The sequence below is a fragment of the Bosea sp. NBC_00550 genome, from assembly GCF_026020075.1.
Taxonomy (GTDB): domain Bacteria; phylum Pseudomonadota; class Alphaproteobacteria; order Rhizobiales; family Beijerinckiaceae; genus Allobosea.
Genome location: NZ_CP102772.1, coordinates 4691196 through 4718082, shown reverse-complemented (window position 1 = coordinate 4718082; position 26887 = coordinate 4691196). Strand labels below are relative to the sequence as shown.

The following is a 26887-nucleotide window of genomic DNA, read 5'->3' as shown; positions in this document are numbered from 1 at the left end:
AAGCGCCGAGAAACGCATGGTGGCGAAGGCCGTCGACTCTCGACCTGCCCCGCCCTGGTCGCAAGGCCGCTCCCACGACGCGCCTCTGGCGCATGGCAAGAGCTGACATTAAGTTCCAGCATTCCCAAGACGCAGATACGATCACGGTTTTTATGGACAAGCGGCTCGACACACAGATTCCTGCCGCGCCGCTGACGCCTGCGGATATCCGCTCGATCCTGATCGGCATCATGCTGGCCATGTTCCTGGCCGCGCTCGACCAGACGATCGTCGCGACCGCGCTGCCGACGATCGGCCGTGAACTCAACGACGTGACGCATCTGTCCTGGATCGTGACGATCTACCTGCTCGCCGCGACAGCCGTCACGCCGCTCTACGGCAAGCTCGCCGACATCCATGGGCGTCGCGTGGTGCTGCTTTCTGGCATCGTCGTCTTCGTGATCGGGTCGATCGCCTGCGCGCTGGCGCCTTCGCTCTGGCTGCTCGTGCTGGCGCGCTTCATTCAGGGCCTCGGCGGCGGCGGGCTGATCGCGCTCGCGCAGACCATCGTTGCCGATATGGTGCCCCCCAAGGAGCGCGGGCGCTATCAGGTCTATTTCGCCAGCGTCTTCATGTCGTCCTCGCTGCTTGGGCCCGTTCTCGGCGGCGTCCTGGCGGAGCAATTGCATTGGTCGGTGATCTTCTGGATCAACCTGCCGCTCGGCCTCGGCGCCTACTGGATGACGAGCGGGGCGTTGAAACGCCTGCCGCGCCACGAGCACCCCCACAAGCTCGACGTGATCGGCGCCGTGCTGATGATGCTGGCGACGGTGTCGCTTCTGCTCGCCCTGTCCTGGGGCGGCACCGCCTATCCCTGGCGCTCCCTGCCGATCGCAACGTTGATCGGCGTCTCGCTGCTGCTGTGGGCGCTGTTTGCCTGGCGATTGCGCACAGCCTCCGAACCGCTGATCCCGCTCGACCTGCTCGGCAACCGCGTCGTGCGCCGGGGCACGCTGGCGGCCGGCTTCGGCATGGGCACCTTCATCGGCCTCACCATCTATCTCCCGCTCTATTTCGAGACCGTGATGGGGCTGAGCGCCACCCATTCCGGCCTCGGCCTGCTGCCTCTGACCTGCGGCACCGTCGTCGGTGCGACCAGTTCCGGCCGGGCGATGTCTCATCTCACCCATTACAAGCGCGTTCCGATGGTCGGGCTCTTCGTGGCGCTTACCGGCACGGCCGTGCTCGCCGCGTTCTCGGGGCAGCTCGCGCTGCTGCCCTTCTCCGTGCTGCTCGCCATCGTCAGCATCGGCTTCGGCACGCTGCTGCCGGTCGCCACCGTCTCGATCCAGAACGCGGTGACCGTTCATCAGCTCGGCACGGCCACGGCCGTCGCCAATTTCTTCCGTCAGATCGGCGGGGCGCTGATCGTCGCGATCTTTGGTGCGATCGTGCTCGGCGGCGTCGGCGGCGCGGCCGCGCAGCTCTCGCCAGAAGCGCTCAAGCTCGGCACGGTCGATCGGGAAACGATGGTGACGCTGTTCCGCTACGTCTTCGGCGCGGCAAGCCTCGGCTTCGGCTGCGCCCTCGTCTCGCTCGCCCTGATGGAGCAATTGCCGCTGCGCGGCCGGGCGGTCGAAGCGGCCAAGGCGGTCGGCGGCGAATAGGAGTTCGGCCGGAACCGCTCGCTGCGACTGCGCGTTGCCTTGAGCCCGTCATCCATCCGGGCCAGCATGCCAGCATCCGCAGCAGGAGTTCCCGCCATGTCCGATCTCGTCGTCATCGTCTATTCGACCGAGGCCCGCGCCGAGGAGATGCGCCAGAAGCTGATCGGGTTGCAGAAGGAATATCTGATCGAGATCGGCGATGCCGCCATCGCGGTGATGCAGGACGGCGGCAAGGTTAAGCTCAACCAGCTCCTGAACACGACGGCGATGGGCGCGGTCTCCGGCTCGTTCTGGGGCCTGCTGATCGGCGCGATCTTCCTGATGCCGGTCTTCGGGGCGGCGCTCGGCGCGGCGTCCGGCGCGCTCGGGGGCGCGCTGACAGATTACGGCGTCGACGACAAGTTCATGAAAGACCTGTCCGGCAGCCTGCAACCCGGCAATGCGGCGCTGTTCGTGCTGATCAACAAGGTGACCGGCGACAAGGTTCTGGAAGCGATCCGCGGCACCGGCGGCACCGTGCTCAAGACCTCGCTCGACCGCGCGCAGGAGCAGAAGCTGCGCGATGCGCTGGCCGACGCGCATGGCACGACGCCGGCAGCGGCCCAGACACCGCCCGAGCCTTATCCGCAGGGAACGGGCGCGCCCTCGCCGGTGGGTTGAAAATCAAGGCACGTCATGCTCGGGCTCGACCCGAGCATCTCCTGCAAGAGATTCTCGGGTCAGCGCTGCGCGCGCCCGAGAATGACGGCTGATTTCAGTCGCGCAACAGCTCGTTGATGCCGGTCTTGGAGCGCGTCTGGGCGTCGACCGTCTTGACGATGACGGCGCAGGAGAGCGCCGGGCCCGGCGTGCCATCCGGGAAAGGCTTGCCCGGCAGCGAGCCCGGCACCACCACCGAATAGGGCGGCACCTTGCCGACATGGACCTGGCCGGTGGCGCGGTCGACGATCTTGGTCGAGGCCGAGATGAAGACGCCCATCGAGAGCACCGAGCCCTCGCCGACGATCACGCCCTCGACCACCTCGGAGCGGGCGCCGATGAAGCAGTTGTCCTCGATGATGGTCGGGTTGGCCTGCAGCGGCTCGAGCACGCCGCCGATGCCGACGCCGCCGGAGAGATGCACGTTCTTGCCGATCTGGGCGCAGGAGCCGACCGTCGCCCAGGTATCGACCATGGTGCCCGTGTCGACGAAGGCGCCGATATTGACGAAGGACGGCATCAGCACGACGTTCGGCGCCAGGAACGAGCCCTTGCGCGCGGCGGCCGGCGGCACGACGCGGAAGCCGGCGGCGCGGAAGCGGTTCTCGCCCCAGCCCTCGAACTTCGACGGCACCTTGTCCCAGAACACGCCCTCGCCCGGGCCGTTGGCGATGATCATGTTGTCGGTCAGGCGGAAGGAGAGCAGCACCGCCTTCTTCAGCCACTGATGCACGACCCAGTCAGCGCCCTGCTTCTCGGCGACGCGAGCGGTACCGGCATCGAGCATCTCGATCGCCTGCTCGACGGCCTCGCGCACCGCGCCCTTGGTGGAGATGCCGATCTCGGCCCGGTTCTCCCAGGCGGCGTCGATGGTAGCGGCAAGATCGGCGAGGGACATCAGACGGCTCCGGCAGGGTTCGAAAGATCGCGGCGAGCGATGGCGGATGAGGGGCGCCGCGTCAAGCCGGGCGGCGACGCAGCATATAGGTATCCATGATCCAGCCATGCCGGGCACGGGCCTGCGCCCGAACACGGGTGATCTCGGTGGAGAGTTCGGCGAGCGAGCCGGCGAGCAGGATCTCGTCCGGCGTGCCGAGATAGGCGCCCCAGAAGATGTCGAGCCCCTCGGGATCGAGCTTCGCGAAGGCCTGCTCGCCGTCGAGCATCACGACGACGCTGTCCTGATCGGCCGGGAAGCCCGCCGCGAGCCTGCGCCCTGTCGTGATCAGGATCGGCGCGCCGATGCTGTTGAGCGGAATGCGGTGGCGCGCCGCCAGCACCTGGACGCTGCTGATGCCGGGATAGACCTGCCAGTCGATGGCGAGGCCGGATGCGACGACCCGCTCCATGATCCGCAAGGTGCTGTCGTAGAGCGCAGGATCGCCCCAGACGAGCAGCGCGCCGGTCTGCCCTTCAGCCAGTTCGGCCTCGAAAAGGGCGCGATAGCTGGCGGCGATGCGCTCATGCCAGTCGTCGACGACGCCGCGATAATCGCTGCCGGCCTCCGCTCGCTGCGGAATCGCGACGGGGACCGTGCGATAGCCGGGCGTTCGGATGAAGCGCACGCAGATAGCTTCGCGCAGGGCACGCAGCGCCGCCTTTTCTTCGCCCTTGTCGGGGATGAACAGCACGTCGGCGCGGTTAAGCGCCTCGATGGCCTCGACCGTCATATGCTCGGGATTGCCGGCCCCGATGCCGATGATGAGGATGTTGCGCATGCCGCTCCGAAGGTTCACAGCGGCCTACCACGGCCCGCACCAGGATGCGAGATCAGGCCCGACCGAGCACCGCCATGCGCGCGAGGTCCGGCTGCGGAACCGGCGCGGCGCTCAACGCCAGCGCCGCCTGAAGCGCTTCCAGATCCGCCGCGAGGCGCGGGTGCCAGCCGCAAGGGCATGGCTGATCGCCGCGATGAGCATCCGCCACCTCTCTGTAGACAGAACCGACCGCTGCCGCCGCCAACTCGATCAGCGCCAGCGGCGGCAGGTGAGTATCCCGGAGCGCCGCGCAAAAAGCTGTCATGACCGCCTCGCGGAGATGGCCGCGGGCAGCTTCGAGCGATTCGGCGCTTCCCTGTTCAGGCGGCACGATCGATACCCTTCATGGCGGCATGGCGGCGGTTTGGCGGCCCCTGTTCGGGCAGGGTGACGGCCAGCAGATCGACGAGGCGCTGCATGCGCGGCGGCAGGGCCGAATCGGCGGCGAGATCGCCGGGACCCTTGGCCAGGGCGAGCGCGCGACGCAGCTCCGGCCGGGTTGCGCCGGTGCGGACGATCTCGCGAATGATGATCTCGTCGATCCGGCCGATCGCGGCCGCGACATCCACCTCGGTGATCCCACCCATCCCGGTACCTCCGTCGGTTGATTCACTGATCGCCGGGAGAGATAGGCAGGACTGAGATTCGATGCAAGCCTTTGTTATTACTGCATAAATAGAACTATTCGAAGGTAACGGGCCACTCTCGCTCGCAAGCGTGACCGGAAAATGACGCCGCCGGCTCAGAGATCGCGGACGATCTCCAGACGAGCGCCATGAGCAAGGCCGCTATCGAGCGTGAGGTCGTCGGGGCCATAGAAGGACACCGCGTAGGAGCCCTGACCACGGCGGACGAGATGCTCCGCCGGTCCCGCTGCGGCAGAGCCACGCGGCTCGACCAGCGACAGGGTCTGCCGTTCGATGCGGAACTGCACCGAGCCGAAACCGAGGCCGGGAACGCCGCCCGTGGCGGCAGGCTGGCGTCCGAGCAGCGCATGGTAGCGCGTCGTCGAGGTGGCGAGATCCTGAACCGCGACGGTGATACCGGCCACCCCCGTTACGCCATTGGCATGACGACGCGCCGCACCCGTGGGGACGCGCAGATCGCGCGGCGTGACGTCGGTGACCAGGAAAGGGATGTCGGGCTCGGGCGGGCGAGCCGAGCGCCAGGCGATGCGTGTACCGTCGGGCTGGAGGCGACCGCCTTCGATCGGCCCGTCCATGACGATGCCGGCGGCGCGGGCACGGGCGAGATCGGCGTCGAAATCATCCGGCAGCACGGCATAATCGACGAGGCCGGGGCTGGCGCGGTCCAGTACCTGCCACCAGCGAAACCCCGGCACCGGGCGTGGGAAGGCGATGATCTCGAGATAGGCGCCGTCCTCGAACACGACCAGCGCATTGCGAGAGCCGCGCGGATGCTCGCCGCCGGGCAGCACGGTGAAGCCGAGCGCCGTGTAGTCCCGCACCGCGGCGTCGAGATCGGTGACGGCGATGACGATATGGTCGATCGAAAGCGGCATGGTCGCGACTCCCTGTCGATGCTGGATTCAGGCGCTTTGCGCGATCGCCTCGATCTTGTCGATGCCGCCAAGCTGGGGGGCGAAGCTCGCCCAGACCTTGCGGGCGCCGTCCTGCCAGCCGGCGCGGTCCTCGGCCGGCACGACCTTGCCGCCTTCGGATGCGGCCTTGGCCATCGAGGCCGCTTCGTCAGCCAGCATCAGCTCGTCGAAATAGGCCGTTCCCTCCGCGACGGCCGCGGCCAGCGCCTCGCGGTCCGGCAGCGCCAGCGCCTTCCAGAACGGCGCGGCGAACATCACGACCCCGGTCGCCCAGATGTGGCCGGTCTCGATCAGGACGGGCACGACCTCGTGGAGCCGGAAGCCGACATAGGCGGATTTGGTCAGGTCCATGCAGTCGACCACGCCGGTCTTCAGGGCGTTGTAGGTCTCGGGGATAGGGATCGGCGTCGGATAGGCGCCGAAGCCCGACCAGAGCGCGGTATGAAGCGGGCTCTGGATGACGCGGATGCGCTTGCCCCTGACGGAGGCCGGCGTCGTCAGCGGTTCCTTGGCCAGCAGATGGCGGGCGCCGTAATTGATGAAGCCGGGCACGACGAAGCCCTGCGCCTCGTAGCGCGCCTTGAGCTCGCCGCCCAGCGGCCCGGCCAAGACGCGCCCGAGATGATCCCTGTCGCGGAACAGGAAAGGCAGGTCGAGTACCTGCCCCTCCGGCACCCAGGCGGAAAGCGAGGACACCGTCGACAGCGCGGCCTGGATCGAGCCGAGCCGCAGCCCCTCGGCGACTTCCTTCTCGCCCCCGAGCGCGGCGTTGGGCACGATGCGCAGATCGAAACGCCCCGGCGCGGTGCGCGCCAGGGTCTCGGCGATCCGCCGCCAGATCCTGGTCTCCGGCTTGTCCTCGCCGAGCAGGGAGGCGACCGTGACCGGGCGCCCGGCGGCCAAGGCCTTTCCACTCAGGACAGCCGGCGCGGCGACGAGGCCGGCGGCGGCTTGACGGCGTGTGATCAGCAAGGGCTTGCCTCCTTCGGCGCTGATCGGGGGATCGCCCGAAACCGCTCCCCCGGCAAGAGGCAACAGCCGTTCAGCCGCCGAAGCTGCCTTCGAAGACGGTCGCGCTGATCGGGTTGCGCTGGCTCGGCGTCTCGCGCGCCTGCAAGGCTTCCGGAAGCTGCGCCTTGTCACCGGGCTTGCCGATGGCGACGGCAGCCTCGACGCGATAACCGGCCGGCACCTTTAGTTCCGACCGCGCGCGCTGGAGATCAAAGCCGACCATGCCATGCGCCTGCCAACCGAGCCGCACGGCCTGGAGGGCGAGATTGGCCCAGGCGGCTCCGGCATCGAAGGAATGGCTGTGGGACGGCACTTCCTCCGACTTGCCGGGCACCGCCATCGCTTCCTTCGAGACGATGACGACGAGGGCGGCCGCGTGCTTCGCCCAGGACTGGTTGAACTCGTTGAGCAGGCCCAGCAGCGTCGGCCAATGGGCCGAGTCGCGCCGCGCATAGATGAAGCGCCAGGGCTGCGAATTGTAGGAAGACGGTGCCCAGCGCGCCGCCTCGAACAGCGCCTTCAACTCGGCTTCGGAGATGATCTCGTTGGTGAAGGCGCGCGGCGACCAGCGCTCGAGGAAGAGCGGGTCGATATCGTGATCGGCGGTGCGGCTGTTGGCGGTGTTGGTCATCGAACGTCCTGACGGCAGATTGGCGGCGGCGCGAACCACCTCCGATGGAATTCCCTGCGGAGGCGTTCGGCAGGATCGGCACACGCGATCAGGCGGTCAAGGAAAGGAAAATCTTTAAAAAGATCCATTCCGGCAACGCCTTGCCATCGAACGAGCCCGGCAGAGCACGGCGCCTCTATCGCATAAACTCTTTGCGGGAAGCCATCACTCTTGCGTGAAACGCATAGCGAGCGCGTTCGCGATAAGCGCGGAAGGTCATCGCGATTCCGCTGGCCCGCCCGATCGGATATCGAGGAACGAAGCAGCCGCCGGGAGATGATGATGAGCGATACCCACGAGATTTCCTCCAGCCGCCTGCACGCGACGATCAGGGCCCAGGGCGGCGAGCTGGTAGCGCTGAGCAATGAGGACGGGCCAGCGCTCTGGCATGGCGGCCCGGAATGGCCGCGCCATTCACCTGTGCTGTTTCCGATCGTGGGGCGCCTCACCGACGATACCTTGATCCACGAAGGGCAGTCCTACCGGCTGACGCAGCACGGCTTCGCCCGCGACAGCCTGTTCAGCTGGGTCGAGCGAAGCGCCGACCGCGCCGTGCTGGAGTTGCGGGACAGCGCGGAGACCTTGGCGCACTACCCGTTCCGCTTCGTGCTGCGGATGATCTACGCGGTCACCGACGATACGCTGTCGGTGACCACGCAGGTAAGCAACCCGGCAGAGACGACGCTGATCTGCGGCGTCGGCGCCCATCCCGCCTTCCTCTGGCCGCTGGCCGAGGGAATCGCGAAGGAGGCTCATCGCCTGACCTTTCCGCAAGCCGAGCCGGGACCGGGCCTGAGCGTCGACGGCGGTTTGCTCGGATCGGCGATCCCTCTGCCTTTTGAGGGCACCGAACTCCCGCTCGCCGAGGGGCTGTTCGCCAACGATGCGATCGTGATCGCGAACGTCGCCAACCGCTCGGTGCGCTTCGCCGCAAGCGACGAAGCCGGGCGGGAGCGACGCGCCCTGACCGTAAGCTGGGAGGGCTACAAGGATCTCGGCATCTGGTCGAAACCGACCGGCGCGCCGTTCCTGTGCATCGAGCCCTGGTACAGCATGGCGAGCCCGGCCGGCTGGCAAGGCGAATTCGCGGCCAAGCCGGGCATCCTGACCCGGGCGCCGGGCGAGAGCCGCGACTTCACCTGGCGCGTGACGCTCTAGCTTCTCGATGTTCCAGAACAGCATCACCGGCGCTGGCAGCACGCCGGCGACATTGGTGCGTCGCGCATAGGGCTGGTCGAACTGGCCGAGCACGCGATAGGGCTGCATCTCGGCGAGGCGCTTGTGCAGCGCTTCCAGCGCGATCTTGCGGCTGGCGTCGTCGGGCGCATCGACGAAGGCGCCACGCAGCTTCTCCGCCTCGGCATCGCAGGGCCAGCCGGCCCAGGCCCGCTCGCAGGCCATGTTGGTGCCGATATTGGTCAGCGGCGATTGCATCGTCGCGCCCGAGGCATAGGTGACGAAGAGGTTCCAGCCGCCCTGATCGGGCAGGCTCTTGTTCTGCTGGCGCGTGGTGACGGCGCCCCAGTCCGCGAACTGGACGTCGACGTTGAAACCGACAGCCTTGAGCTGCGACGCCGCGACCTCGGCCATGCGGCCGATCGGGGCGATATCGTTGCTGGTCGAGAGCACGAGCTTCTCGCCCTTGTAGCCGCTCTCCTTGAGGAGCTGGCGCGCCCTCTCCAGGTCGGGCTTGGCGTAGCCTTCCGCACCGGCCTCGATGCCGTTCGGGCCGCCGCAGATGAAATAGGCGTTGCAGCGCTTCCACCATTCCTCGTCGCCGAAGCCGGCGGCGAGGAAGTCCGCCTGATCGGTGGCATAAGCCAAGGCGAGCCGGGCCTTCGGGTTGTCGAAGGGCGGGTGGAGATGGTTCGGCCGCAGCATCACCTGATTGGCGAGGTTGGAATAGCGCTCGACCTTGACTTGGCTGTTGGCGGAAACGATCGGGATCAGGTCCTGGCTCGGCTGCTCCCAGATGTCTATCTCGCCGGTCTGGAGCGCGGCGGCCGCGGTCGCCGCATCGGGCATGATCAGCCATTCGACCCGGTCGACCTTGACGACGCGGCCGCCGGCGAGCCCGTCGGCCGGCTCGGAACGCGGGCATAATCGGGGTTGCGGTCGTAGACGATCTTCGAGCCGCTGCGCCATTCCTCGCGGTTGAACCTGAACGGGCCGGAGCCGATCGTCTCGGTGATCGGCTTCATCGGATCGCTCTTGGCGTCGGCCTCTCGCATGATCACCGGGATCTGTCCGACGGCCGAGCCGAGCGCGAAGGGCACGAGAGCCAGCGGGCGCTTCAGCTTGAGCCTGAAGGTGGCATCATCGACCACCTCCATGCCCTCGGTGTATTCGCCGAGCTTGCCGCCGATGGTGTCGCGCTTCATCCAGCGGGCGAGCGAGGCGACGACGTCCTTCGTGGTGACCGGCTGGCCATCGTGGAATTTGAGGCCGGGACGCAGCTTGAAGGTCCAGCTCAGCTTGTCGGGCGCGGTCTCGAAGCTCTCGACCATCTGCGGCTTCGGCTGGAGATTCGCATCCCAGGCGAAGAGCGTCTCGTAGATCATCAACCCGTGCATGCGGGTGATGACGATGGAGGCGGCGACCGGATCGAGCGTCTTGAGGTCGGCATGTGGCGCGACGCGCAGGACGCGGTTCGCGGCCGGCTGTGCCTGCGCCAACACCGGTAATGGCAGCAGCGCGGATGCGGTCAGTAGCAGCGCTGCAGCGAAACGGGGCAGTTGCATCGGGACGTCCTCCTCCATCGTCGTCGACCGCAGCGCTCCGGACGAGCCGCCCTAGCCGACGCGGTTCATTTGCAGGATCCTTGCCCGGTGCCCGGCCACCCGCAAGCCGCGATCGGCATCGAGCCAGAGGCAGGGCCGCGAGCGCCAGGGGCCGTGAAGCAGATCGGCCAGCGCCCGGCCGTTCGGCAGCGGCATCAAACGCGAGACCGTTCCACCAGAAGGCCAGGGCATCAGGGCGGTGCCGCCCGCCCGGATCTCGATCTCGGTGCCGAAGCCCGGATCGCGCCAGCGCCCGACCAGCCGTTCATCAAGCGCCGTATCCGCCGGCACCCGCCGGAGCGAGCGCCGTACGCCGCCGATCAGGCCGGTGAGCCTGTCGTCCCCGTCCTGCTTCAGACGGATGTCGAGATAGACGGGCAGGCTGCGCAGGCCACCATCGCCGTCCTCGACGAGGCGCTCATAGCCACCCATGAAACTGATCGAATCCGGCGTCAGCTCGGCCCAGAACGGGCCTTCGTCGGCCACGAACAACCCGGTCGGCGCCTTCGCCGCCGCAGGCATTTCCTGTCCGAGCAGGGCGGCGAGGACCGTCAGGGCGGGCCAGAGCGCCTCCTCCTCGCGATTGGTCAGGACGACCACGCCGACGCCCAGAGCCGGCGCTATCAGCATATGGTTGCGATAGCCGGTCAGCGAGCCGCCATGGCCGACGATTTCGGTTGCCCCGAGGCGGCTGCAGACCAGCCCGAGCCGATAGACGCTCTCGCTTCCGTCAGAGAAATGGCGCGGTGCCGTCAGGCGCTCCAGCATGCCGGCGAGCGGCCCGCGCCCCGCGAGCAGGGCGGAGGCCCAGCCGGCGAGATCGGCGGCGGAGCCGGCGATGCCGCCGGAGGCGGAGAAGTGGAAACCGTAATGGCCGCGCCGCCAGCTTTCGCCGTCACGCCAATAGCCCGTGGCGAGGCCGGGCACGATCTCGGCCGCGTCATAGGGCAGGCGGAAGGAGAGGCCGAGATCACCGGACAGCTCGGCGACGATGTCCCTGTAGGGCCTGCCCGTGATCAGCTCCAGGATGCGCTGGCCCAGCCGCCAGCCCGTATTGGAATAGGCCATCTCGGTGCCAGGAGCCGCGCTCAGCGACGGAAACCGGCAGGCGAGCGCGTATATTTCCTCGGCGCTGAGCGTCGCCGTGAAAGGCACGCCCTGCTGCCAGAAGGCCTCCATCATGTCAGGCAGGCCGCCGGTCATGTCGAGGGCGCGGCCGAGTTCGACCTCGGCCAGCGGCTTGGGCAGCTCGGTCAGCCAGCGGCCGAGCGGCGCATCGAGCGGCACGCCTTCGCGCAGCAGCGCGATCGCCAGCAGATGCTTGCTGATCGAGGCGAAGCGGTTCGGCGTCTGCGGCGTGAAGGGCAGGTTGTGGTCGATGCTGGCGAGGCCGCCGGCGAAAGCCTCACGCACCCCGTCGCGATCGAACAGGACGACCGCGCCGCCGGGCCCGGCGTCGCGCTGCCAGTTCGCAACGATCTCGTTCGCACGCGCGGCGGCGCGCATCCAGTCCGGAGCCATGCGCCTGCCCTCTCAGCCTTGCGGCCGGGCTTCGCCGAGCAGATTGCGCAGCGCCCGCATGAAGACGCGCGCGCCCGTGTCGATGGCGTCATCCGGGAAATCGAAATCCGGATTGTGCAGATTCGCAGTGTCGCCAGACCCGAGCAGGAACATTGCCGATTTGGACTTGCCGCCGAACAGGCCGAAATCCTCGGAGCCGCGCGACGGTTTCGTCGGGCCGTGCGGCACCTTTTCCTCGTCCATCGCCCGGCGCAGCATCGCCACCGCCTCCGGCTCGTTCTCGCAATGGTGGAAGATGTCGTGATAGCTCAGTTCGGCTTCGAGCCCGCCGGCCTCCGCGACCTCGCGCACCAGAGCCTCGGCCTTTTCGCAGAGCGCGCCCATCTGCGCGTCGTTGACGGTGCGCAGCGTCACCCAGAGCTCGCCGCGGCCGGGCGCGATGCCGAAGGCCGGCTCGCCGATCCCCGCATGGGTGACGGTGGCGAGCGCGAAATTCGCATCGAGCGCGCCGCCCGGCCCGAGCACCGTCAATTCCGGGATCAAGCGCGCGATGGCGGGAGCCGGCGAACGGCCATGCTCCGGCGTCGAGGCATGCGTGGTCTCGCCGTTGAGGACGATCTTCAGGCCGCGCGAGGCGCAATTGGCCGCGCCTTCCGAGATGCGCGTGTGGCCGACGGGAATTCCCGGCCGGTTGTGCAGGGAGAAGGCGTAGTCCGGCACGATCTCGTCGAATTTCGGATCGGCGATGACGGCTGCGGCGCCCGCGCCGGTCTCCTCCGCGGGCTGGAACAGCAGGATGGCGCGGCCGCGCTTCGGCGGATTGCGCTGCAGCCCGCGCGCCAGGCCGGCAAGAATGGTCATATGGCCGTCATGGCCGCAGAGATGGCCCTTTCCGGGAATTTCGGAGCGATGGTCGCTGGTCGAGAGCTCCTCGATCGGCAGCGCGTCCAGCTCGGCGCGGATCATCACCGTCGGGCCGGGCTCGGCGCCCTCATAGATCGCGGCGACGCCATGGCCGCCCAGCTCCGTGACGATGCGGTCGGGCTGTGTCGGCTTGAGGAATTCGACGATGGTGGCGGCGGTCTCGCCTTCCTCGCCCGAGATCTCCGGCCGCCGGTGCAGCCGATGTCTGAGATCGACGAGATCGACCATATCGCTGTTGGTCAGGAACACGGATGAGCCTCCCGGGCGTATTTTCATTGCATCGGATTTTCCCGGAAAGTGGGCTCCACTTTTCGGTCCGAATGCCGGAGCCGGCACGATCGCCGGCTCTTTCGGGAGAGGTTCGACAATTCATCCGCTTCGACAACCCGCATCATCGCCGGGGGCGGCATGCGCGGGGCGGTGTCAGCCGCCGAGTTCGGCCTCGACCTCGGCGTCGAAGGCCTGCGCCAGCATGGCGCGACAGGCCTCGGCCTGCTCGCGAGCAGTATCGAGAGCGATGTGGGGCATGATTTCCACAAGGTCGCGGAGCGCGAAATCGACCGCCGACATCAGGCCGAGCGCTGGCTCGCTGGGGGCGGAAGACTGTTGCAGGCGGCGGAACGCGATGACCTGACCCATAGGCATACTCACACTGAAGCCGAATCGGCCTTCACTGTGCGGGGTGAGACTTCAGAAAGTGGTTAACGGCGGAATTGCGGCCGGCACGCCGCGTCAACCATAGCCGTGAAGGCTGGCGCCATGGCGCTTCAGCCAGGCCTCGGCCTCTTCCGTATGGGGGCAAAGCTTGTGGGTCAGCGCCCAGAAGCGATGCGAGTGGTTCATCTCCTTGAGATGCGCCACCTCATGGGCTGCGAGATAATCGAGCACGGAGGGAGGCGCGAGAATCAGCCGCCAGGAGAAGTTGAGATGGCCCTGCGAGGAACAGGAGCCCCAGCGGCTCGTGGTGTCGCGGATGGTGATCTTGCGCGCGGGGATGCCCAGCGCCGCTGTATGGCGGCGCACAGCCTTCTCCAGATCCTCGAGCGCGAGGCGCCGCAGGAAATCCTTGACCCGGCGCGACACATGGGCGCCCTCGCCCGCGACCGCGATGATCGGCGCGCCGTCCTTGTCCTGCGTCGCCTGCGTCAGCCCGCGCGCCTTCGACCAGTGGACGATGCGATGCGGCACGCCGCGCAGCGGAACGGCATGGCCGGGCTCGAACGGCACGGCGAGCGGGCGCTTGGCGACGCGTGCCGCGATCCAGCCGCCATGATTCTCGGCGAAGGCGCGCCCGGCGGCAAAGTCGGCGCGCTCGGGCAATGTCAGGGTGATCTCGCCGTTCGCCTGCGAGACGCGCAACGTCATCCGCCGCGCCGTGGCGCGGCGCTTGACCAGGACGGGATAGCGCGTCCCGGCATGCACGACCTCGATCCGGTCGGGGTCCGGCTGGCGCCTGAACAGGGAGATGCGCATCGCCCGCGATTGTGCGGGATTCGCAGGCGATGGGGAAGTGGCTGTCAGCCGACGACCTTCAGAGCCTTGCGCTGCTCGGTCGCGCTATCGTTCCGGCGGTCCTTGGCGGCCTCCATGTCGAGGCTGACCATGAAGTCGGAGATGCGCGGCTGAATCTCAGAGCGGAAGCGCGAGCCGTTGAAGACGCCGTAATGGCCGACCTTCGGCTGGAGGTAGTGAACGCGCTTCTCGGCGGGAATGTTGACGCACAGATCATGCGCCGCCTTGGTCTGGCCGACCCCGGAGATGTCGTCATTCTCGCCCTCGACCGTCATCAGCGCGACCCTGCGGATCGCCTTGAGATCGACCGGCTTGTCGCGATGCATCATCTCGCCCTTGGGCAGGGCATGCTGGACGAAGACGGTGTCGACGGTCTGCAGGTAGAACTCCGCCGTCAGGTCCATGACCGCGAGATATTCGTCGTAGAACTCGCGGTGCTTCTCGGCGGAATCGCCGTCGCCGCCGACGAGATGCTTGAACATGTCGTAATGGGCGGTGACATGGCGGTCCATGTTCATCGCCATGAAGCCCGAGAGCTGCATGAAGCCGGGATAGACCTGCCGGAACGCGCCCATATGCGGGAACGGCACCACCGTGATGCAGTTGCGGCGGAACCAGTCGGTGCCGCGCTCCATGGCGAGCTGGTTGACCGCCGTCGGCGAGCGCCGGGTGTCGATCGGGCCGCCCATCAGCGTCATCGAACGCGGTGCACAGGGATCGGCCTCGGCCTCCATGCGCGCCACGGCGGCGATGACCGGGACGGAGGGCTGGCAGATCGCCATGACATGGGTATCCGGACCCAGCGTCTGGAGCATACCGATGACGTAGTCGATGTAGTCGTCGAGATCGAACCGGCCGGCGGCCATGGGCACGAGGCGCGCATCCACCCAGTCGGTGATGTAGACCTCATGGCCGGGCAGGAAGGCCTCGACCGTGCCGCGCAGCAGCGTGGCGTAGTGGCCCGACATCGGCGCCACCAGCAGGACCTTCGGCTGCGGCTTGCGCCGGCCCTGAATCTTGCGGTCGAAATAGACGAGCTTGCAGAACGGCCGCTCCCAGACCACCCGCTCCTCGACCAGCACCTTGACGCCGTTGATCGTGGTCTCGTCGAGCCCGAAGGCCGGCTTGCCGTAGCGGCGCGTCACGCGCTCGAACAATTCGCAGGAGGCCGCGACCGAGCGCCCGAACGACGTGTAGGTCAGCGGATTGGCCGGGTTCTTGAAAGCCAGATGCATCGCATCGGAAACACCCCGGACCGGGCTCACCATCATGTGAACCGCTTCATAGGCATGATAGGCAAACGACATGGTGGCCCCGTACATGCGATGTCCTTCCGGCGGCGCAACAAAAGATGATGCGTCGCAACAACGCACCTTACGTTGATTTTGTTCTCATTCAACCCGGCTAAAGGCTAAGATTCTCCTGCCATGTGGATGAACCCCTTATTTCCGCGCCCGCTGGAAGCCGCTGAGAAGGCCGATCGCCAGTGAGTGTCTCGGATCTCTCGGCCCCGCTGCTCGCCCGCACGGGCCGCCATTTGCGGCTCGACACGCTGGTCAGGCTGCGCTGGCTCGCCATCGTCGGGCAGAGCGTCGCGGTCGCCGGCGTGCATTTCGGCCTCGGCTTCTCTCTGCCCTTCGGCTGGTGCTTCATCGTCATCGCCGTCTCGGCCTCGCTGAACATCGCCCTGCGCATCCGCTTTCCGCTCAGCCATCGGCTGAAGGACGGCCCCGCGACGGCGCTGCTCGGCTTCGACATCGCCCAGCTCGCCGCCCTGCTCTACATGACCGGCGGCCTGCAGAACCCGTTTGCGATCCTGTTCCTGGCGCCGGTGATGATCTCGGCGACGGCCCTGCCGCCGCACCGCACATTGCTGCTCGGCCTGCTGGCGATGGTGCTCGCGACGCTGCTCAGCCGCTTCCACCTGCCCCTGCCCTGGGCCGGCGCGGACCGACCGGTTCTGCCGCCCTTCTACCAGCTCGGCAACTGGGTCGCGCTCGTGCTCGGCCTCGCCTTCACCGGCATCTATGCCTGGCGCGTCGCCAAGGAAGCGCGCGACCTCTCGGACGCGCTCGCCGCCACCGAGCTGGTGCTGGCGCGCGAGCAGCATCTCTCCCAGCTCGACGGGCTCGCCGCCGCCGCCGCCCATGAGCTTGGCACCCCGCTCGGCACCATCGCGCTGGTCGCCCGCGAACTCACCCGTCTCGCCCCGCCCGATGGCGAGATGGCCGAGGACATCGCGCTGCTGCGCGAGCAGGTCGAGCGCTGCCGCGGCATCCTCGGTAAGCTCTCCAGCCTGCAGGACGACGATGCCGGCCCGCTCGACCAGCTGACGCTCCGGCTGCTGATCGAGGAGGCTGCCGGGCCGCAGCGGCCCTTCGGCGTTCCCTTCGAGATCACCATGACCGGCGACAAGCCGGAGCCGGTCTGCCGGCGCAATCCCGGCATGATCTATGGCCTCGGCAACATCGTCGACAACGCGGTCGATTTCGCCAGCTCGACCGTGACGATCGCGGCCGAATGGAGCCAAAGCCGCGTCGTGCTCACCATTTCCGATGACGGGCCGGGCTTCCCGCCGGACGTGCTGATGCGCGCGGGCGAGCCCTATCTTTCGCGCGGCGGCGGTGAAAACCGCGCGGGCGGCGGCCTTGGCCTGGGGCTCTTCATCGCCAAGACGCTGCTGGAGCGTGGCGGCGCGACGCTGGAATTCTCGAACCGGGCGGCCCCGGCGAGCGGCGCCTCGATCCGCATCGTCTGGCCCCGCGACATTTTTGAAGCGGATCTGCCGACCCTAGGGGGTACCAAGCCGGAAGCATCGGCATTACATGAGCTTAGCTGATCGGAGGCCCGCGGGCCTGCGACCGGCTGTTCGAAACCACACTTCGCGCCACCGCAGCGCGCATGGACAAGCGGTCAGGAGACGATGATGCAGGATGCGCCGAGCGAAACCGACAGGGCTGATGCCCATGCGGACATGTCCCTTCTGTTGGTCGACGACGACAAACCCTTCCTCACCCGTCTCGCACGCGCCATGGAAGGCCGCGGCTATGCGGTCCGCACAGCAGACAGCGTCGCGGCCGGGCTCGCAGCCGTGGAAGAAGCCGCGCCCGCCTTCGCCGTGATCGATCTCAGGCTCGGGGACGGCAATGGGCTCGACGTGATCGCCCGCCTCAAGGAACGCCGGCCGGATGCGCGCGGCGTGGTGCTGACGGGTTACGGCAACATCGCCACCGCCGTCAGCGCCGTGAAGCTCGGCGCCTTCGATTTCCTGGCCAAGCCGGCAGATGCCGACGAGATCCACGCGGCTCTCGCCGCCTCGCGCGATGCCCGGCCGCAACCGCCGGAAAACCCGATGTCGGCCGACCGTGTCCGCTGGGAGCATATCCAGCGCGTCTACGAGCTATGCAGCCGCAACGTCTCGGAGACGGCACGCCGTCTCGGCATGCACCGACGCACGCTGCAGCGCATCCTGGCCAAGCGCGCCCCGCGCTGACGTCCCGATACGGAAAAGCCCGCCGGAAGATGAATCCGGCGGGCTTTCTTTTGCTTCTAACATGCTGATTTGACCTGGAACCTCTCCGTCATCCCGGACAAGCGGCGAAGCCGCGCCGATCCGGGATCAATCGTAGGGAACTGGGCTCTGTAATGGATCCCGGGTCGACCTTCGGCCGCCCGGGATGACGGCGTGTTTCCCACGCACGATCAACATACTCTCGCTATTTCCACGAAGCAGAACACTCAGGCCGTAACTGCCCGGGCCGTGCGCCGTTCGAGCGCGACGGCGAAGACGGCCAGGCCCAGCGCCACCAGCGGCACGACAGCCGCGACCGGTGCGATGGCGCCATAGCCCAGCCCCTGCGTGATGACCAAGCCGCCGAGCCAGGCGCCGAAGGCATTGCCGAGGTTGAAGGCGGCGATGTTCAGGCTCGACGCCAGGCCCCGTCCGGCTCCGCCTGCTTGCTGAAGCACCCACATCTGCAGCGGCGCGACGGTGGCGAAGGCGGCTGCGCCCAGCGCGAATGCCGCGATGACCGCGCCGATCTGGCTGTGGAACCCGAAGCTCGAGGCGAACATCACAACGGTCATCAGCGCGATCGAGCCGATCAGTGCCGGCGCCAGAGCCTTGTCCGCCCAGCGCCCGCCGAGCAGGTTTCCGACGACGAGGCCGCCACCGAAGACGAGGAGGATCGGCGAGACGGCCGCCTCGCTGAAGCCGGCGAGCTCGATGAGGATCGGCTGGATGAAGGTGAAGACCGCGAAGATGCCGCCGAAGCCGAGCACGGTCATGATCAGGCCGAGCTGGACCTGCGGCCGGGTCAGCACCTTGAACTCCTCCGCGAGCGAGCCGGGAACGACGCGCTCGCGGTCTGCCGGAACGAACACGGCAAGGACGACGAAGGCGACGAGGCCGATGGCGGTCACGGCCCAGAAGGTCGAGCGCCAGCCGAAAGCGAGGCCGAGCCAGGAGCCGAACGGCACGCCGAGCAGGGTGGCGAGCGTCAGGCCCGTGAACATCAGCGCGATGGCGGACGCCTTGCGCTCCGGCGCGACCAGGCTGGTGGCGACGAGCGAGCCGACGCCGAAGAAGGTGCCGTGCGCCAGCGCCGTTACGATGCGGGCCGACATCAGCCAGCCGAAGCTCGGGGCCAGCGCGGCGGCGAGGTTGCCGAGGGTGAAGATCGCCATCAGTACCAGCAGCGTCGTCTTGCGCGGCAGGGAGCGGGTGGCGATCGTCAGGACGGGGGCGCCGACGAATACGCCGAGCGCATAGCCGGTCATCAACAGGCCCGCGAGCGGGATGCTGACGCCGAGATCGCTGGAAACCTGCAGCAGCAGGCCCATGATCACGAATTCGGTGACGCCGATGCCGAAGGCACCGACGGTGAGAGCATAAAGGGCAATGGGCATGAGATGCCTCCGGGGAACTGGTTCGGGCCCGGAGATAGCGCCGCGAGCGCCTGTGAATTAGACTGCGGTAACGATCAGCAATTGTGAGTTGAATTCACGATGCCGCGCTCCGAGATCAACCGCTCCGGCGAGATGGAGGTTTTCGCCCGCGTCGTCGAGCTGAGCGGCTTCTCGCCGGCTGCACGCGCGCTGAGGATGACGCCCTCGGCGGTCAGCAAGCTCGTCGCCCGGCTGGAGGCGCGGCTCGGCGTCAGGCTGATCGTCCGCTCGACCCGCAAATTCATGCTGACCGAGGAGGGCACGACCTTCCATGATCGGACGCTGCGGGTGCTCGCCGACCTCGACGAGGCCGAGCGCGCCGTCGCCGCCTGCCAGATCCCGCGCGGGCGGCTCCGGGTCAACACCAACGTTCCCTTCGGCCGGCATTTCCTGTTGCCGCTGGTGCCGCGCTTTGCAGCCGGTCATCCCGGGGTGCAGCTCGACATCACGCTCGCCGATGCAGTGGTCGATCTGGTGGACGAACGCGCCGATGTCGCCATCCGCGTCGGGCCACTGCGCTCGTCGCAGCTCGTGGCGCGCAAGCTCGGCGAAAGCCGCATGGCGGTGGTCGCGGCGCCAAGCTATCTGGCAGCGCGCGCCGCTCCAGCCCATCCCGACGAACTCGCCAAGCACGACCTCGTCACCTTCAATTTCACACGGCACAGCGATTCCTGGCCCTTCGCGATCGACGGCAAGCGCGGCGATTTCCCCGCCCGCGGACGCACCACGGTCGGCGACGGGGAGAGCGCGCGCGAACTCGCGCTTGCCGGCCAAGGGCTGACCCGGCTTTCGCTCTTCCACATCGCCGACGACATCTCCGCCGGGCGGCTCGTTCCGGTTCTCGAGGCCTTCAATCCCGGCGATGTCGAGGAGATCCACGTCGTTTATGTCGGCCATGGCGGCCGGCTGCCGGCCCGCGTGCGCGCCTTCATCGATTTTCTGGTCGCCGAGATCGACCTGCGCCGCTTTGCCAGGCCGCTGGAGCCCGCCCCAGCCGAGTCAGCGCGAGAGGCTGCCTCAGTCTGAACCGACCGGGTCCTCGATCAGCGCGAGCCTCATCGACGCAAGCCGCGCGAGCGCGATGGTCAGCATCTTGCGGCGCGCGGGGCTCAAGGGATGGCGCGGCGGCTCGCGCAGCAATTCGCCGCCATAGGCATCGGCGACGATCAAGCCGACATCCTCGGGCAGGATCTCGCGCGGGAACTCCGGCGCGACCGCGAAGAGGAAGCCGTCGCAATAGTCGCGATAATCCGGCCATTTACCGTCGACGCGGTAGTCCGCGATGCCTGACTTGACCTCGACGACCCAGAGCTCGCCCGAGGGCGACAGGGCGACGATGTCGCCACGCCGGCCATTCGCGAAGGTCATCTCCTTGACGATGGCGTAGCCGCGCTCGCGCAGATGCCGGGCCGCGCCGCGACAGACGATACGCGTGATATCGGGCCGCGCCGGCGGCGGATTGAGAACGGAATCCGAAAGGGACATGCCATCATGTTCCCTCTTTGTTTCCGAAATTGCAAGTCCAAGCCGCTCTCAGGACAGGACCATTGCTTCAGCTTGACTTACCGCCACCGTCATTCCGGCCGGAGCGAAGCGGAGCGCCGGAATCCATCATAGGCCGCTGAGTTCTACGATGGATTCCGGATCGGCGCCGCTTCGCGGCTTGTCCGGAATGACGCGTGGAAGTGGGTCCGGACTTGCTCAAGATCAAAGCGGCGAGACTGCAATCCGAAGCGATTACTCTGGCTCTCACGGCAGGTTCTCGCGCAGGATGATCTCGATGCTGGGCGCAGCGGTGCCTTCGACAGCGGGGCGGCCAGCGCGCAGATTGGCGAAGATCGCGATACAGCTCATCAGCACCGCATGCGGATGCTGGGTGATGACGGCATCCATCGTGCCGTCGAGCAGGAGCGTGCGGGTTTCCGTGGTCAGGCCATGGCCGACGAAGACGACCTCCCGCTGGCGCCCGACCTCCTTCAGGGCGCGGGCGATGCCCTCGGGCCCGCCGCCGATATTGTAGATGCCGGCGAGGGTGGGATACTGGCCGAGCAGGGATTTGGCCTGCCGGTAGTTGCGCCCTTCGTCGTCGAGCCCCTCGCGCAGCCCGACCACCTCGATCTGCGGAAACAGCTCTTCGAAGAGGTGCAGGAAGCCCATCTCGCGCTCCTCATGGGCGCGGTAGCTCAGGCTGCCGGCGATCATTGCGACCTTGGCCGGGCGCCGGCCGATGAAGCGGGCGACGAGAGAACCGGCCGTGCGCCCGGCCGAGCGGTTGTCGAGCCCGACATAGGCGGCGCGGCGCGAATTGGCGACGTCGGAGATCAGGGTCACGGCCGGTACGCCGCGCTCGGCGAGGTCGTTCACCGCCTCGCGCACCGCCGGATGCTCCAGCGCCATGAAGGCGATGCCGTCGACATCGCGCCCAACCTGCCGGAGCTGCTGTGCCAGCAGTTCCGGCTTGAAGCTCTCGATGAACTCGACGCGGGCGCGCATGTTGAAGGAAGCGAGCTGGTCCTGCGCGCCGGCGATGTGGCGCCCGAGCATGGCGAGGAAACGGTTGCTGCCGGCCGGGAGCAGGAAAGCGAGCCGCATCGGCGTCAGCGCCTGCGCCGGCAGGCCGGGATCGAGCACGTAGCCGAGATCGCTCGCCGCCTTGAGCACGCGCTGGACCGTGGCGGCGCGCACGCCGGGACGCTGGTTGAGCACCCTGTCGACCGTCGCAGTCGAGGCACCCGAGAGCGCCGCCACATCGGCGATGCGCGCCATCCGGCGACGTTGCAGCCCGTCTGCCGTCTTCAAATCATCCATGAGATTACATCAAAAAGCATCAAGAATTGAGTTTGACGACCATCATTCCTGTTTTCTACTCTTGAGGCAAGAAGACCTCAATCAATCAAATCGCATCAGCGATACCGGGAGGACCATCATGACGAATTTCACGCGCCGCACGGTGCTGCGCACGCTCGCCGCCGCCCCCGCCGCCTCGCTCATCGCCATGCCGCATATCGCGCGCGCCGCCGAGATCGAGCTGAAATACGGCAACAACCTGCCGCTCAGCCATCCGCTCAACATCCGCGCCCAGGAGGCGGCCGAGCGCGTCGCGAAGGAGACCAACGGGCGCGTCGAGGTCAAGATCTTCCCGAACAACCAGCTCGGCGGCGATACCGACATGCTGAGCCAGGTGCGCAATGGCGGCATCACCTTCTTCACGCCCTCGGCGCTGGTGATCGCGACGCTGGTGCCGGTCGCGGCGATCAATGCCGTCGGCTTCGCCTTCGCCGATTACGACCAGGTCTGGAAGGCGATGGACGGCAAGCTCGGCGCCCATGTGCGCGAGGCCATCTCGAAGGTGAACCTCTTTGCCTTCGAGAAGATGTGGGACAACGGCTTCCGGCAGATGACCACCTCGGGCAAGGCGATCGAATCGGCCAAGGAAATGGCCGGCTTGAAGATCCGCGTGCCGGTGAGCCCGCTCTCGATCTCGATGTTCAAGGCGCTCGACGCCGCTCCGGCTAGCCTGCAGTTCTCGGAGGTCTACTCGGCGCTTCAGACCAAGGTCGTCGACGCGCAGGAGAACCCGCTGCCGATCATCCAGGTCGCCAAGCTCTACGAGGTGCAGAAGAGCTGCGCCGTCTCGAACCATATCTGGGACGGCTTCTGGTTCATCGCCAACGGGCGCGCCTGGCGCGGCCTGCCGGCCGACATCCAGACGATCGTCGCCGGGGCGATCAACGATGCCGGCGTCGCCCAGCGCGGCGACATCAAGAAGCTCAACGAAACCGTGCAGGCCGATCTCCAGTCGAAGGGCCTCGCCTTCAACAAGACGGACCCGGATTCCTTCCGCGCCAAGCTGCGCGACGCCGGCTTCTACAAGGAGTGGCAGGAGCGCTTCGGAGCGGAGGCCTGGGGCCTCCTCGAAGGCGCCGTCGGCAAGCTGGCCTGAGGCGTGCGGGCGAGCCTATAAGGCGCCCAAACGCATAAGACAGGAAACGCCCCGATGGATGTTCACAGCGCGACCCTTCCCGCTGCTGCCGCCATGCCCGCGACCGGGCTCGGCCGCTTCGCCAACCATCTCGACCGCACGCTGGGCGGGCTGGTCGAGGCGGTGGCGGCGGTGCTGGTGCTGGTCGAGATCATCATCCTTGGGGCGGGCGTGACGGCGCGCTACGTCTTCCACGCGCCGCTGGTCTGGTCGGACGAGCTCGCCTCGATCCTGTTCCTATGGCTCTCGATGCTCGGCGCGGTCGTGGCGCTCAGGCGCGGCGAGCATATGCGCATGACCGGCCTCGTCAGCCGCGTCTCGCCGCAGACGCGGGCGCTGCTGGAGGCGGTCGCGATCACCGCCTCGATCGCCTTCCTGCTGCTGATCATCCCGCATGCGATCGAATATGCCGAGGAGGAGAACTTCATCGTCACCCCGGCGCTGGAGATCAGCAATGCCTGGCGGGCGGCGGCGATCCCGGTCGGCGTCGGGCTGATGCTGATCGCGGCGGGCTGCCGGCTGCTGCGCTTTTCCTCGCTGAAGCCGGCGCTGCTCGCGATCGGCCTGACCGCGCTGCTCGTGCTGCTGTTCTGGCTTGCCGGGCCGGCGCTGAAGCCTCTCGGCAAGCTCAACCTGATCGTCTTCTTCGTCGGCGTCGTCGCGCTCAACGTCTTCTCGGGCGTGCCGATCGCCTTCTCCTTCGCGCTCGCGACCTTCGGCTACCTCGCCTGCACCACCTCGACGCCGATGCTCGTCATGGTCGGCCGCCTCGACGAGGGCATGAGCCACCTGATCCTGCTCGCCGTGCCGCTCTTCATCTTCCTCGGCGCTCTCATCGAGATGACGGGCATGGCCAAGGCGATGATCCAGTTCCTGGCGAGCCTGCTCGGCCATGTCCGCGGCGGCCTGTCCTATGTGCTGGTCGGCGCGATGTATCTGGTCTCCGGCATTTCCGGCTCGAAGATCGCCGACATGGCGGCCATCGCCCCGGTGCTGTTCCCCGAGATGAAGAAGCGCGGCGCCAAGCCCGGCGATCTCGTCGCCCTGCTCTCGGCGACCGGCGCGCAGACCGAGACGATCCCGCCCTCGATCGTGTTGATCACCATCGGCTCGGTGACCGGCGTCTCGATCGCGGCGCTGTTCACCGGCGGCATGCTGCCGGCGGTGGTGCTGGGCGCGGCGCTCTGCTTCGTCGTCTGGTGGCGCTGCCGCGGCGAGGACCTCAGCAACGTCACGCGCTTCTCCCGCCGCGAGATCGCCAAGCTCGCCCTGATCGCGGCCCCGGCCATCGCGCTCCCCTTCGTCATCCGCGCCGCGGTGGTCGAGGGCGTCGCCACCGCCACGGAGGTCTCGACCATCGGCATCGCCTATGCGGTGCTGGCCGGCATCCTGCTCTACCGCCAGTTCGACTGGCGCCGCCTGCCGCGCATGCTGGTCGAGACGGCTTCGCTGACCGGCGCGATCATCTTCATCATCGGCTGCGCCACCGCCATGGCCTGGGGACTGACGCAATCCGGCTTCTCGCGCGACCTCGCGCAGGTGATGGCGGCCGTGCCCGGCGGAAGCTGGGGCTTCCTCGGCGTCTCGATCGTCGCCTTCACCATCCTCGGCAGTGTGCTCGAGGGCATCCCGGCGATCGTGCTGTTCGGGCCCCTGGTCTTCCCGATCGCCAAGCAGGTCGGCGTGCACGAGGTGCACTACTCGATGGTCGTGATCTTCGCGATGGGCATCGGGCTTTTCGCCCCGCCCTTCGGCGTCGGCTATTACGGCGCCTGCGCGATCAGCAAGATCAACCCCGACGAAGGCCTGAAATACATCTGGGGCTACATCCTCGCCCTGCTCCTTGGCCTTCTTGTCGTCGCTGCCGTGCCGTGGATCTCCATCGGCTTCCTCCGAACCTGATATTTGAGAAAGCAACGCCCATGAGCCGCTTCTTTGGCCAGATCCGTCAGGCCGGCTATGTCGTCCCCGACATCGAGGCGGCCATGGACTATTGGAGCCGCGTGCTGGGCGTCGGGCCGTTCTTCTACAACCCGAAGGTCCCGATCAGGAATTACCGCTACAAGGGCGAGACCTACGAGCCGCACAACTCGGTGGCGCTGGCCAACTCCGGCCCGCTCCAGATCGAATTGATCCAGTGCCGCAACGCCGTGCCGTCGATGTACAAGGACTTCACCGATGCGGGGCTGACCGGCCTGCAGCATGTCGCCTACTGGACCTCGGACTACGACGCCGATCTGGAACGGCTTGTTGCCGAGGGCTTCAAGCCGGTGATGTCAGGCGAGGTCGGCGAGCGCGGCCGCTTCGTCTATTTCGACACGCATTACCATCCGGGCACCGTGATCGAATTGTCGGAGGTCGCCGGCCCCAAGGGCGAGATGTTCCGGCTGATCCGCGAGGCATCGGAAACCTGGGACGGCAAGGAGCCGGTCCGGCCCTTCCCGGATCTGAGCAAGCTCGCCGCTGCTGCGGCGTGAGTCCGCAATTGCATTGCGTCATGCTCGGGCTTGACCCGAGCATCTCGGAAACCAGCGCCCTCTGGTCATGAGATTCTCGGGTCGAGCCCGAGAATGACGCCTTATGAACGGCCTGGATGCGTCCGATGACCGACAACCGCTTCGAAGCCACCTACCTCATCGAGACCCCGCTCGACCCGGCAGAGGTCGCGGAGGTGATGGCGGGCGAGCAGTCCTGCGGCACCTTCGCCCGCGTCGCCGGCGAGACCGACGAGTTGCGCGAGCGGGCGCGCGCCACCGTCACGCGGATCGAGGAGCTGGAATCCGCGGCAGAGCCCAGCCTGCCCAATGCCTGGCTCACCCGCAAAGGCGTCGGCGGGCCGTGGCGGCGGGCACGCGTCACCATTTCCTTCCCGGTCGACAATGTCGGCGCCAATCTCGCGACATTGGCCGCCGTCGTAGCCGGCAACCTCTATGATCTCGGCGAGGTCACGGGGCTCCGGCTCGAAAGCATTTCGTTGCCCTGGTCGTACCGGCGGCGTTTCCCGATGCCGGCACAGGGCATCGCCGGCACGCGCCGGCTGACTGAAGCGGCGAAAGGCCCGCTCGTCGGCTCGATCATCAAGCCGAATGTTGGCCTGAGCACCGCGCAAACGGCCGAACTCGTCGCCAGCCTGTGCGAGGCCGGGCTCGACTTCATCAAGGACGACGAGATTTCCGCCGACCCGGTGCATGCGCCCCTTGCCGAGCGCATTCCCGCCGTGATGGCGGCGGTGCGCCGGCATCAGGACCGGACCGGCAAGCATGTCATGGTCGCCTTCAACATCACCGACGAGACCGATGCGATGCGCCGTCATGCCGACCTCGTCGCGCGCGAGGGCGGTTCCTGCGTGATGGCGAGTCTGAACTGGTGCGGCTTCTCCGCGATCGAAACCTTGCGCCGCTCGACCGACCTCGTTTTGCATGGACACCGCAACGGCTATGGCGCCTTCTCGCGCCATCCGCTGCTCGGCATCGGCTTCCAGGCCTATCAGGTGCTGTGGCGGTTGGCCGGTGTCGATCACATGCATGTCCACGGCCTGCAGGGTAAATTCGCGCAGGAGGACGAGGAGGTCGTGACCTCCGCCCGGGATTGCGTGACGCCACTGACCGATGGCGCCGACGACCGGGTGATGCCGGCCTTCTCCTCGGGCCAATGGGCGGGTACGGCGCAACCGACCTGGGATGCGATCGGCCATGACGACCTGCTGTTCATGGCCGGCGGCGGCATCCTCGCCCATCCCGGCGGGCCGAAGGCCGGCGTCGCCAGTATCCGGCAGGCCTGGACCGCCGTGGCGGAAGGCACGCCCGTCACGGAGGCGGCGCGCGCGCATCCGGAATTGCAGCAGGCGCTCGACACCTTCGGCGGCAAGGCAGGCTAG

27 protein-coding genes and 1 pseudogene are annotated in these 26887 nt (G+C 67.5%); 11 read left to right on the top strand and 17 right to left on the bottom strand.

The window, feature by feature from the left end; all coding sequences use genetic code 11:
* Positions 1-152 precede the first annotated feature (152 nt).
* Positions 153-1646, top strand: a complete 1494-nt coding sequence (locus NWE53_RS22510; RefSeq protein ID WP_265051568.1) for an MDR family MFS transporter — start codon at positions 153-155, stop codon at positions 1644-1646.
* A 96-nt stretch (positions 1647-1742) separates the two neighbouring features.
* Complete coding sequence (locus NWE53_RS22505) at positions 1743-2306, top strand: DUF1269 domain-containing protein (RefSeq protein ID WP_265051567.1); 564 nt, start codon at positions 1743-1745, stop codon at positions 2304-2306.
* Positions 2307-2400: 94 nt separating this feature from the next.
* On the opposite strand, the gene dapD is transcribed toward NWE53_RS22505, so the two are convergent.
* The 7 genes from dapD to NWE53_RS22470 form a co-directional block, all read right to left on the bottom strand.
* The gene (gene dapD / locus NWE53_RS22500) at positions 2401-3243 is read right to left on the bottom strand and encodes a 2,3,4,5-tetrahydropyridine-2,6-dicarboxylate N-succinyltransferase (protein ID WP_265051566.1); all 843 of its coding nucleotides are present in this window, start codon (positions 3241-3243) and stop codon (positions 2401-2403) included.
* A 61-nt stretch (positions 3244-3304) separates the two neighbouring features.
* A complete protein-coding gene (gene cobF / locus NWE53_RS22495) occupies positions 3305-4063 on the bottom strand; it encodes a precorrin-6A synthase (deacetylating) (RefSeq protein ID WP_265051565.1) in 759 nt (252 codons plus the stop codon).
* 52 nt (positions 4064-4115) lie between these two features.
* Positions 4116-4433 carry a hypothetical protein gene (locus tag NWE53_RS22490; protein WP_265051564.1) on the bottom strand — a complete coding sequence of 106 codons (318 nt, stop codon included), beginning with the start codon at positions 4431-4433 and terminating at the stop codon, positions 4116-4118.
* On the bottom strand, positions 4423-4689 hold the full coding sequence (locus NWE53_RS22485) for a hypothetical protein (RefSeq protein ID WP_265051563.1): 267 nt from the start codon (positions 4687-4689) through the stop codon (positions 4423-4425). Before NWE53_RS22485 ends, NWE53_RS22490 begins: the two co-directional genes overlap by 11 nt.
* 155 nt (positions 4690-4844) lie before the next feature.
* The gene (locus tag NWE53_RS22480) at positions 4845-5624 is read right to left on the bottom strand and encodes a VOC family protein (RefSeq protein ID WP_265051562.1); all 780 of its coding nucleotides are present in this window, start codon (positions 5622-5624) and stop codon (positions 4845-4847) included.
* Positions 5625-5651: 27 nt separating this feature from the next.
* The gene (locus tag NWE53_RS22475; protein WP_442864880.1) at positions 5652-6635 is read right to left on the bottom strand and encodes a TRAP transporter substrate-binding protein; all 984 of its coding nucleotides are present in this window, start codon (positions 6633-6635) and stop codon (positions 5652-5654) included.
* Positions 6636-6705: 70 nt separating this feature from the next.
* Complete coding sequence (locus tag NWE53_RS22470; RefSeq protein ID WP_265051561.1) at positions 6706-7305, bottom strand: nitroreductase family protein; 600 nt, start codon at positions 7303-7305, stop codon at positions 6706-6708.
* Between the two features lie 44 nt (positions 7306-7349).
* Here NWE53_RS22470 and NWE53_RS22465 point away from each other — a divergent pair, with 44 nt between their 5' ends.
* Together NWE53_RS22465 and NWE53_RS22460 are read left to right on the top strand one after the other, a co-directional pair.
* Positions 7350-7523: a hypothetical protein gene (locus NWE53_RS22465; protein ID WP_265051560.1), complete on the top strand. Its 174-nt coding sequence runs from the start codon at positions 7350-7352 to the stop codon at positions 7521-7523.
* A 97-nt stretch (positions 7524-7620) separates the two neighbouring features.
* On the top strand, positions 7621-8502 hold the full coding sequence (locus tag NWE53_RS22460) for an aldose 1-epimerase family protein (protein ID WP_320109585.1): 882 nt from the start codon (positions 7621-7623) through the stop codon (positions 8500-8502).
* Positions 8503-8835: 333 nt separating this feature from the next.
* Here the strand turns inward: NWE53_RS22460 and NWE53_RS22455 are convergent.
* The 7 genes and pseudogenes from NWE53_RS22455 to NWE53_RS22425 all read right to left on the bottom strand — a co-directional run.
* Positions 8836-9369: pseudogene (locus NWE53_RS22455) on the bottom strand (ABC transporter substrate-binding protein); the annotation flags it as partial.
* A 2-nt stretch (positions 9370-9371) separates the two neighbouring features.
* The gene (locus tag NWE53_RS22450) at positions 9372-10085 is read right to left on the bottom strand and encodes an ABC transporter substrate-binding protein (RefSeq protein WP_265051559.1); all 714 of its coding nucleotides are present in this window, start codon (positions 10083-10085) and stop codon (positions 9372-9374) included.
* Positions 10086-10136: 51 nt separating this feature from the next.
* Positions 10137-11645 (bottom strand): serine hydrolase domain-containing protein, encoded by a 1509-nt coding sequence (locus NWE53_RS22445; protein ID WP_265051558.1) that lies wholly within the window; start codon positions 11643-11645, stop codon positions 10137-10139.
* Between the two features lie 12 nt (positions 11646-11657).
* On the bottom strand, positions 11658-12818 hold the full coding sequence (locus tag NWE53_RS22440) for an amidohydrolase (protein ID WP_265051557.1): 1161 nt from the start codon (positions 12816-12818) through the stop codon (positions 11658-11660).
* 174 nt (positions 12819-12992) lie between these two features.
* The gene (locus NWE53_RS22435; protein WP_265051556.1) at positions 12993-13208 is read right to left on the bottom strand and encodes a hypothetical protein; all 216 of its coding nucleotides are present in this window, start codon (positions 13206-13208) and stop codon (positions 12993-12995) included.
* Between the two features lie 93 nt (positions 13209-13301).
* A complete protein-coding gene (locus tag NWE53_RS22430; RefSeq protein WP_265051555.1) occupies positions 13302-14042 on the bottom strand; it encodes a M48 family metallopeptidase in 741 nt (246 codons plus the stop codon).
* Between the two features lie 44 nt (positions 14043-14086).
* A complete protein-coding gene (locus NWE53_RS22425; protein WP_265054981.1) occupies positions 14087-15388 on the bottom strand; it encodes a polyhydroxyalkanoate depolymerase in 1302 nt (433 codons plus the stop codon).
* 179 nt (positions 15389-15567) lie between these two features.
* On the opposite strand from NWE53_RS22425, the gene NWE53_RS22420 reads away from it, so the two are divergent.
* The gene (locus NWE53_RS22420) at positions 15568-16920 is read left to right on the top strand and encodes an ActS/PrrB/RegB family redox-sensitive histidine kinase (RefSeq protein WP_265051554.1); all 1353 of its coding nucleotides are present in this window, start codon (positions 15568-15570) and stop codon (positions 16918-16920) included.
* A gap of 87 nt (positions 16921-17007) precedes the next feature.
* Entirely contained in the window at positions 17008-17574 is a 567-nt protein-coding gene (locus tag NWE53_RS22415) for an ActR/PrrA/RegA family redox response regulator transcription factor (RefSeq protein ID WP_265051553.1), read from the top strand.
* A 245-nt stretch (positions 17575-17819) separates the two neighbouring features.
* Here NWE53_RS22415 and NWE53_RS22410 read toward each other — a convergent pair whose 3' ends face one another.
* Positions 17820-18989, bottom strand: coding sequence for an MFS transporter (locus tag NWE53_RS22410; protein WP_265051552.1), 1170 nt, complete (start codon positions 18987-18989; stop codon positions 17820-17822).
* A gap of 99 nt (positions 18990-19088) precedes the next feature.
* On the opposite strand from NWE53_RS22410, the gene NWE53_RS22405 reads away from it, so the two are divergent.
* On the top strand, positions 19089-20054 hold the full coding sequence (locus NWE53_RS22405) for a LysR family transcriptional regulator (RefSeq protein WP_265051551.1): 966 nt from the start codon (positions 19089-19091) through the stop codon (positions 20052-20054).
* Here the strand turns inward: NWE53_RS22405 and NWE53_RS22400 are convergent.
* Together NWE53_RS22400 and NWE53_RS22395 are read right to left on the bottom strand one after the other, a co-directional pair.
* Positions 20046-20513, bottom strand: a complete 468-nt coding sequence (locus tag NWE53_RS22400) for an MmcB family DNA repair protein (RefSeq protein WP_265051550.1) — start codon at positions 20511-20513, stop codon at positions 20046-20048. The two genes, NWE53_RS22405 and NWE53_RS22400, sit on opposite strands and share 9 nt — an antisense overlap.
* Positions 20514-20777: 264 nt before the next feature.
* On the bottom strand, positions 20778-21836 hold the full coding sequence (locus NWE53_RS22395) for a LacI family DNA-binding transcriptional regulator (protein ID WP_265051549.1): 1059 nt from the start codon (positions 21834-21836) through the stop codon (positions 20778-20780).
* Between the two features lie 118 nt (positions 21837-21954).
* Here NWE53_RS22395 and NWE53_RS22390 point away from each other — a divergent pair, with 118 nt between their 5' ends.
* The 4 genes from NWE53_RS22390 (at position 21955) to NWE53_RS22375 (ending at position 26887) form a co-directional block, all read left to right on the top strand.
* Complete coding sequence (locus NWE53_RS22390) at positions 21955-22971, top strand: TRAP transporter substrate-binding protein (RefSeq protein ID WP_265051548.1); 1017 nt, start codon at positions 21955-21957, stop codon at positions 22969-22971.
* A 93-nt stretch (positions 22972-23064) separates the two neighbouring features.
* Positions 23065-24912, top strand: coding sequence for a TRAP transporter large permease (locus tag NWE53_RS22385; RefSeq protein ID WP_265054980.1), 1848 nt, complete (start codon positions 23065-23067; stop codon positions 24910-24912).
* Between the two features lie 20 nt (positions 24913-24932).
* A complete protein-coding gene (locus NWE53_RS22380; protein WP_265051547.1) occupies positions 24933-25487 on the top strand; it encodes a VOC family protein in 555 nt (184 codons plus the stop codon).
* Between the two features lie 116 nt (positions 25488-25603).
* The gene (locus NWE53_RS22375) at positions 25604-26887 is read left to right on the top strand and encodes a ribulose-bisphosphate carboxylase large subunit family protein (protein ID WP_442864878.1); all 1284 of its coding nucleotides are present in this window, start codon (positions 25604-25606) and stop codon (positions 26885-26887) included.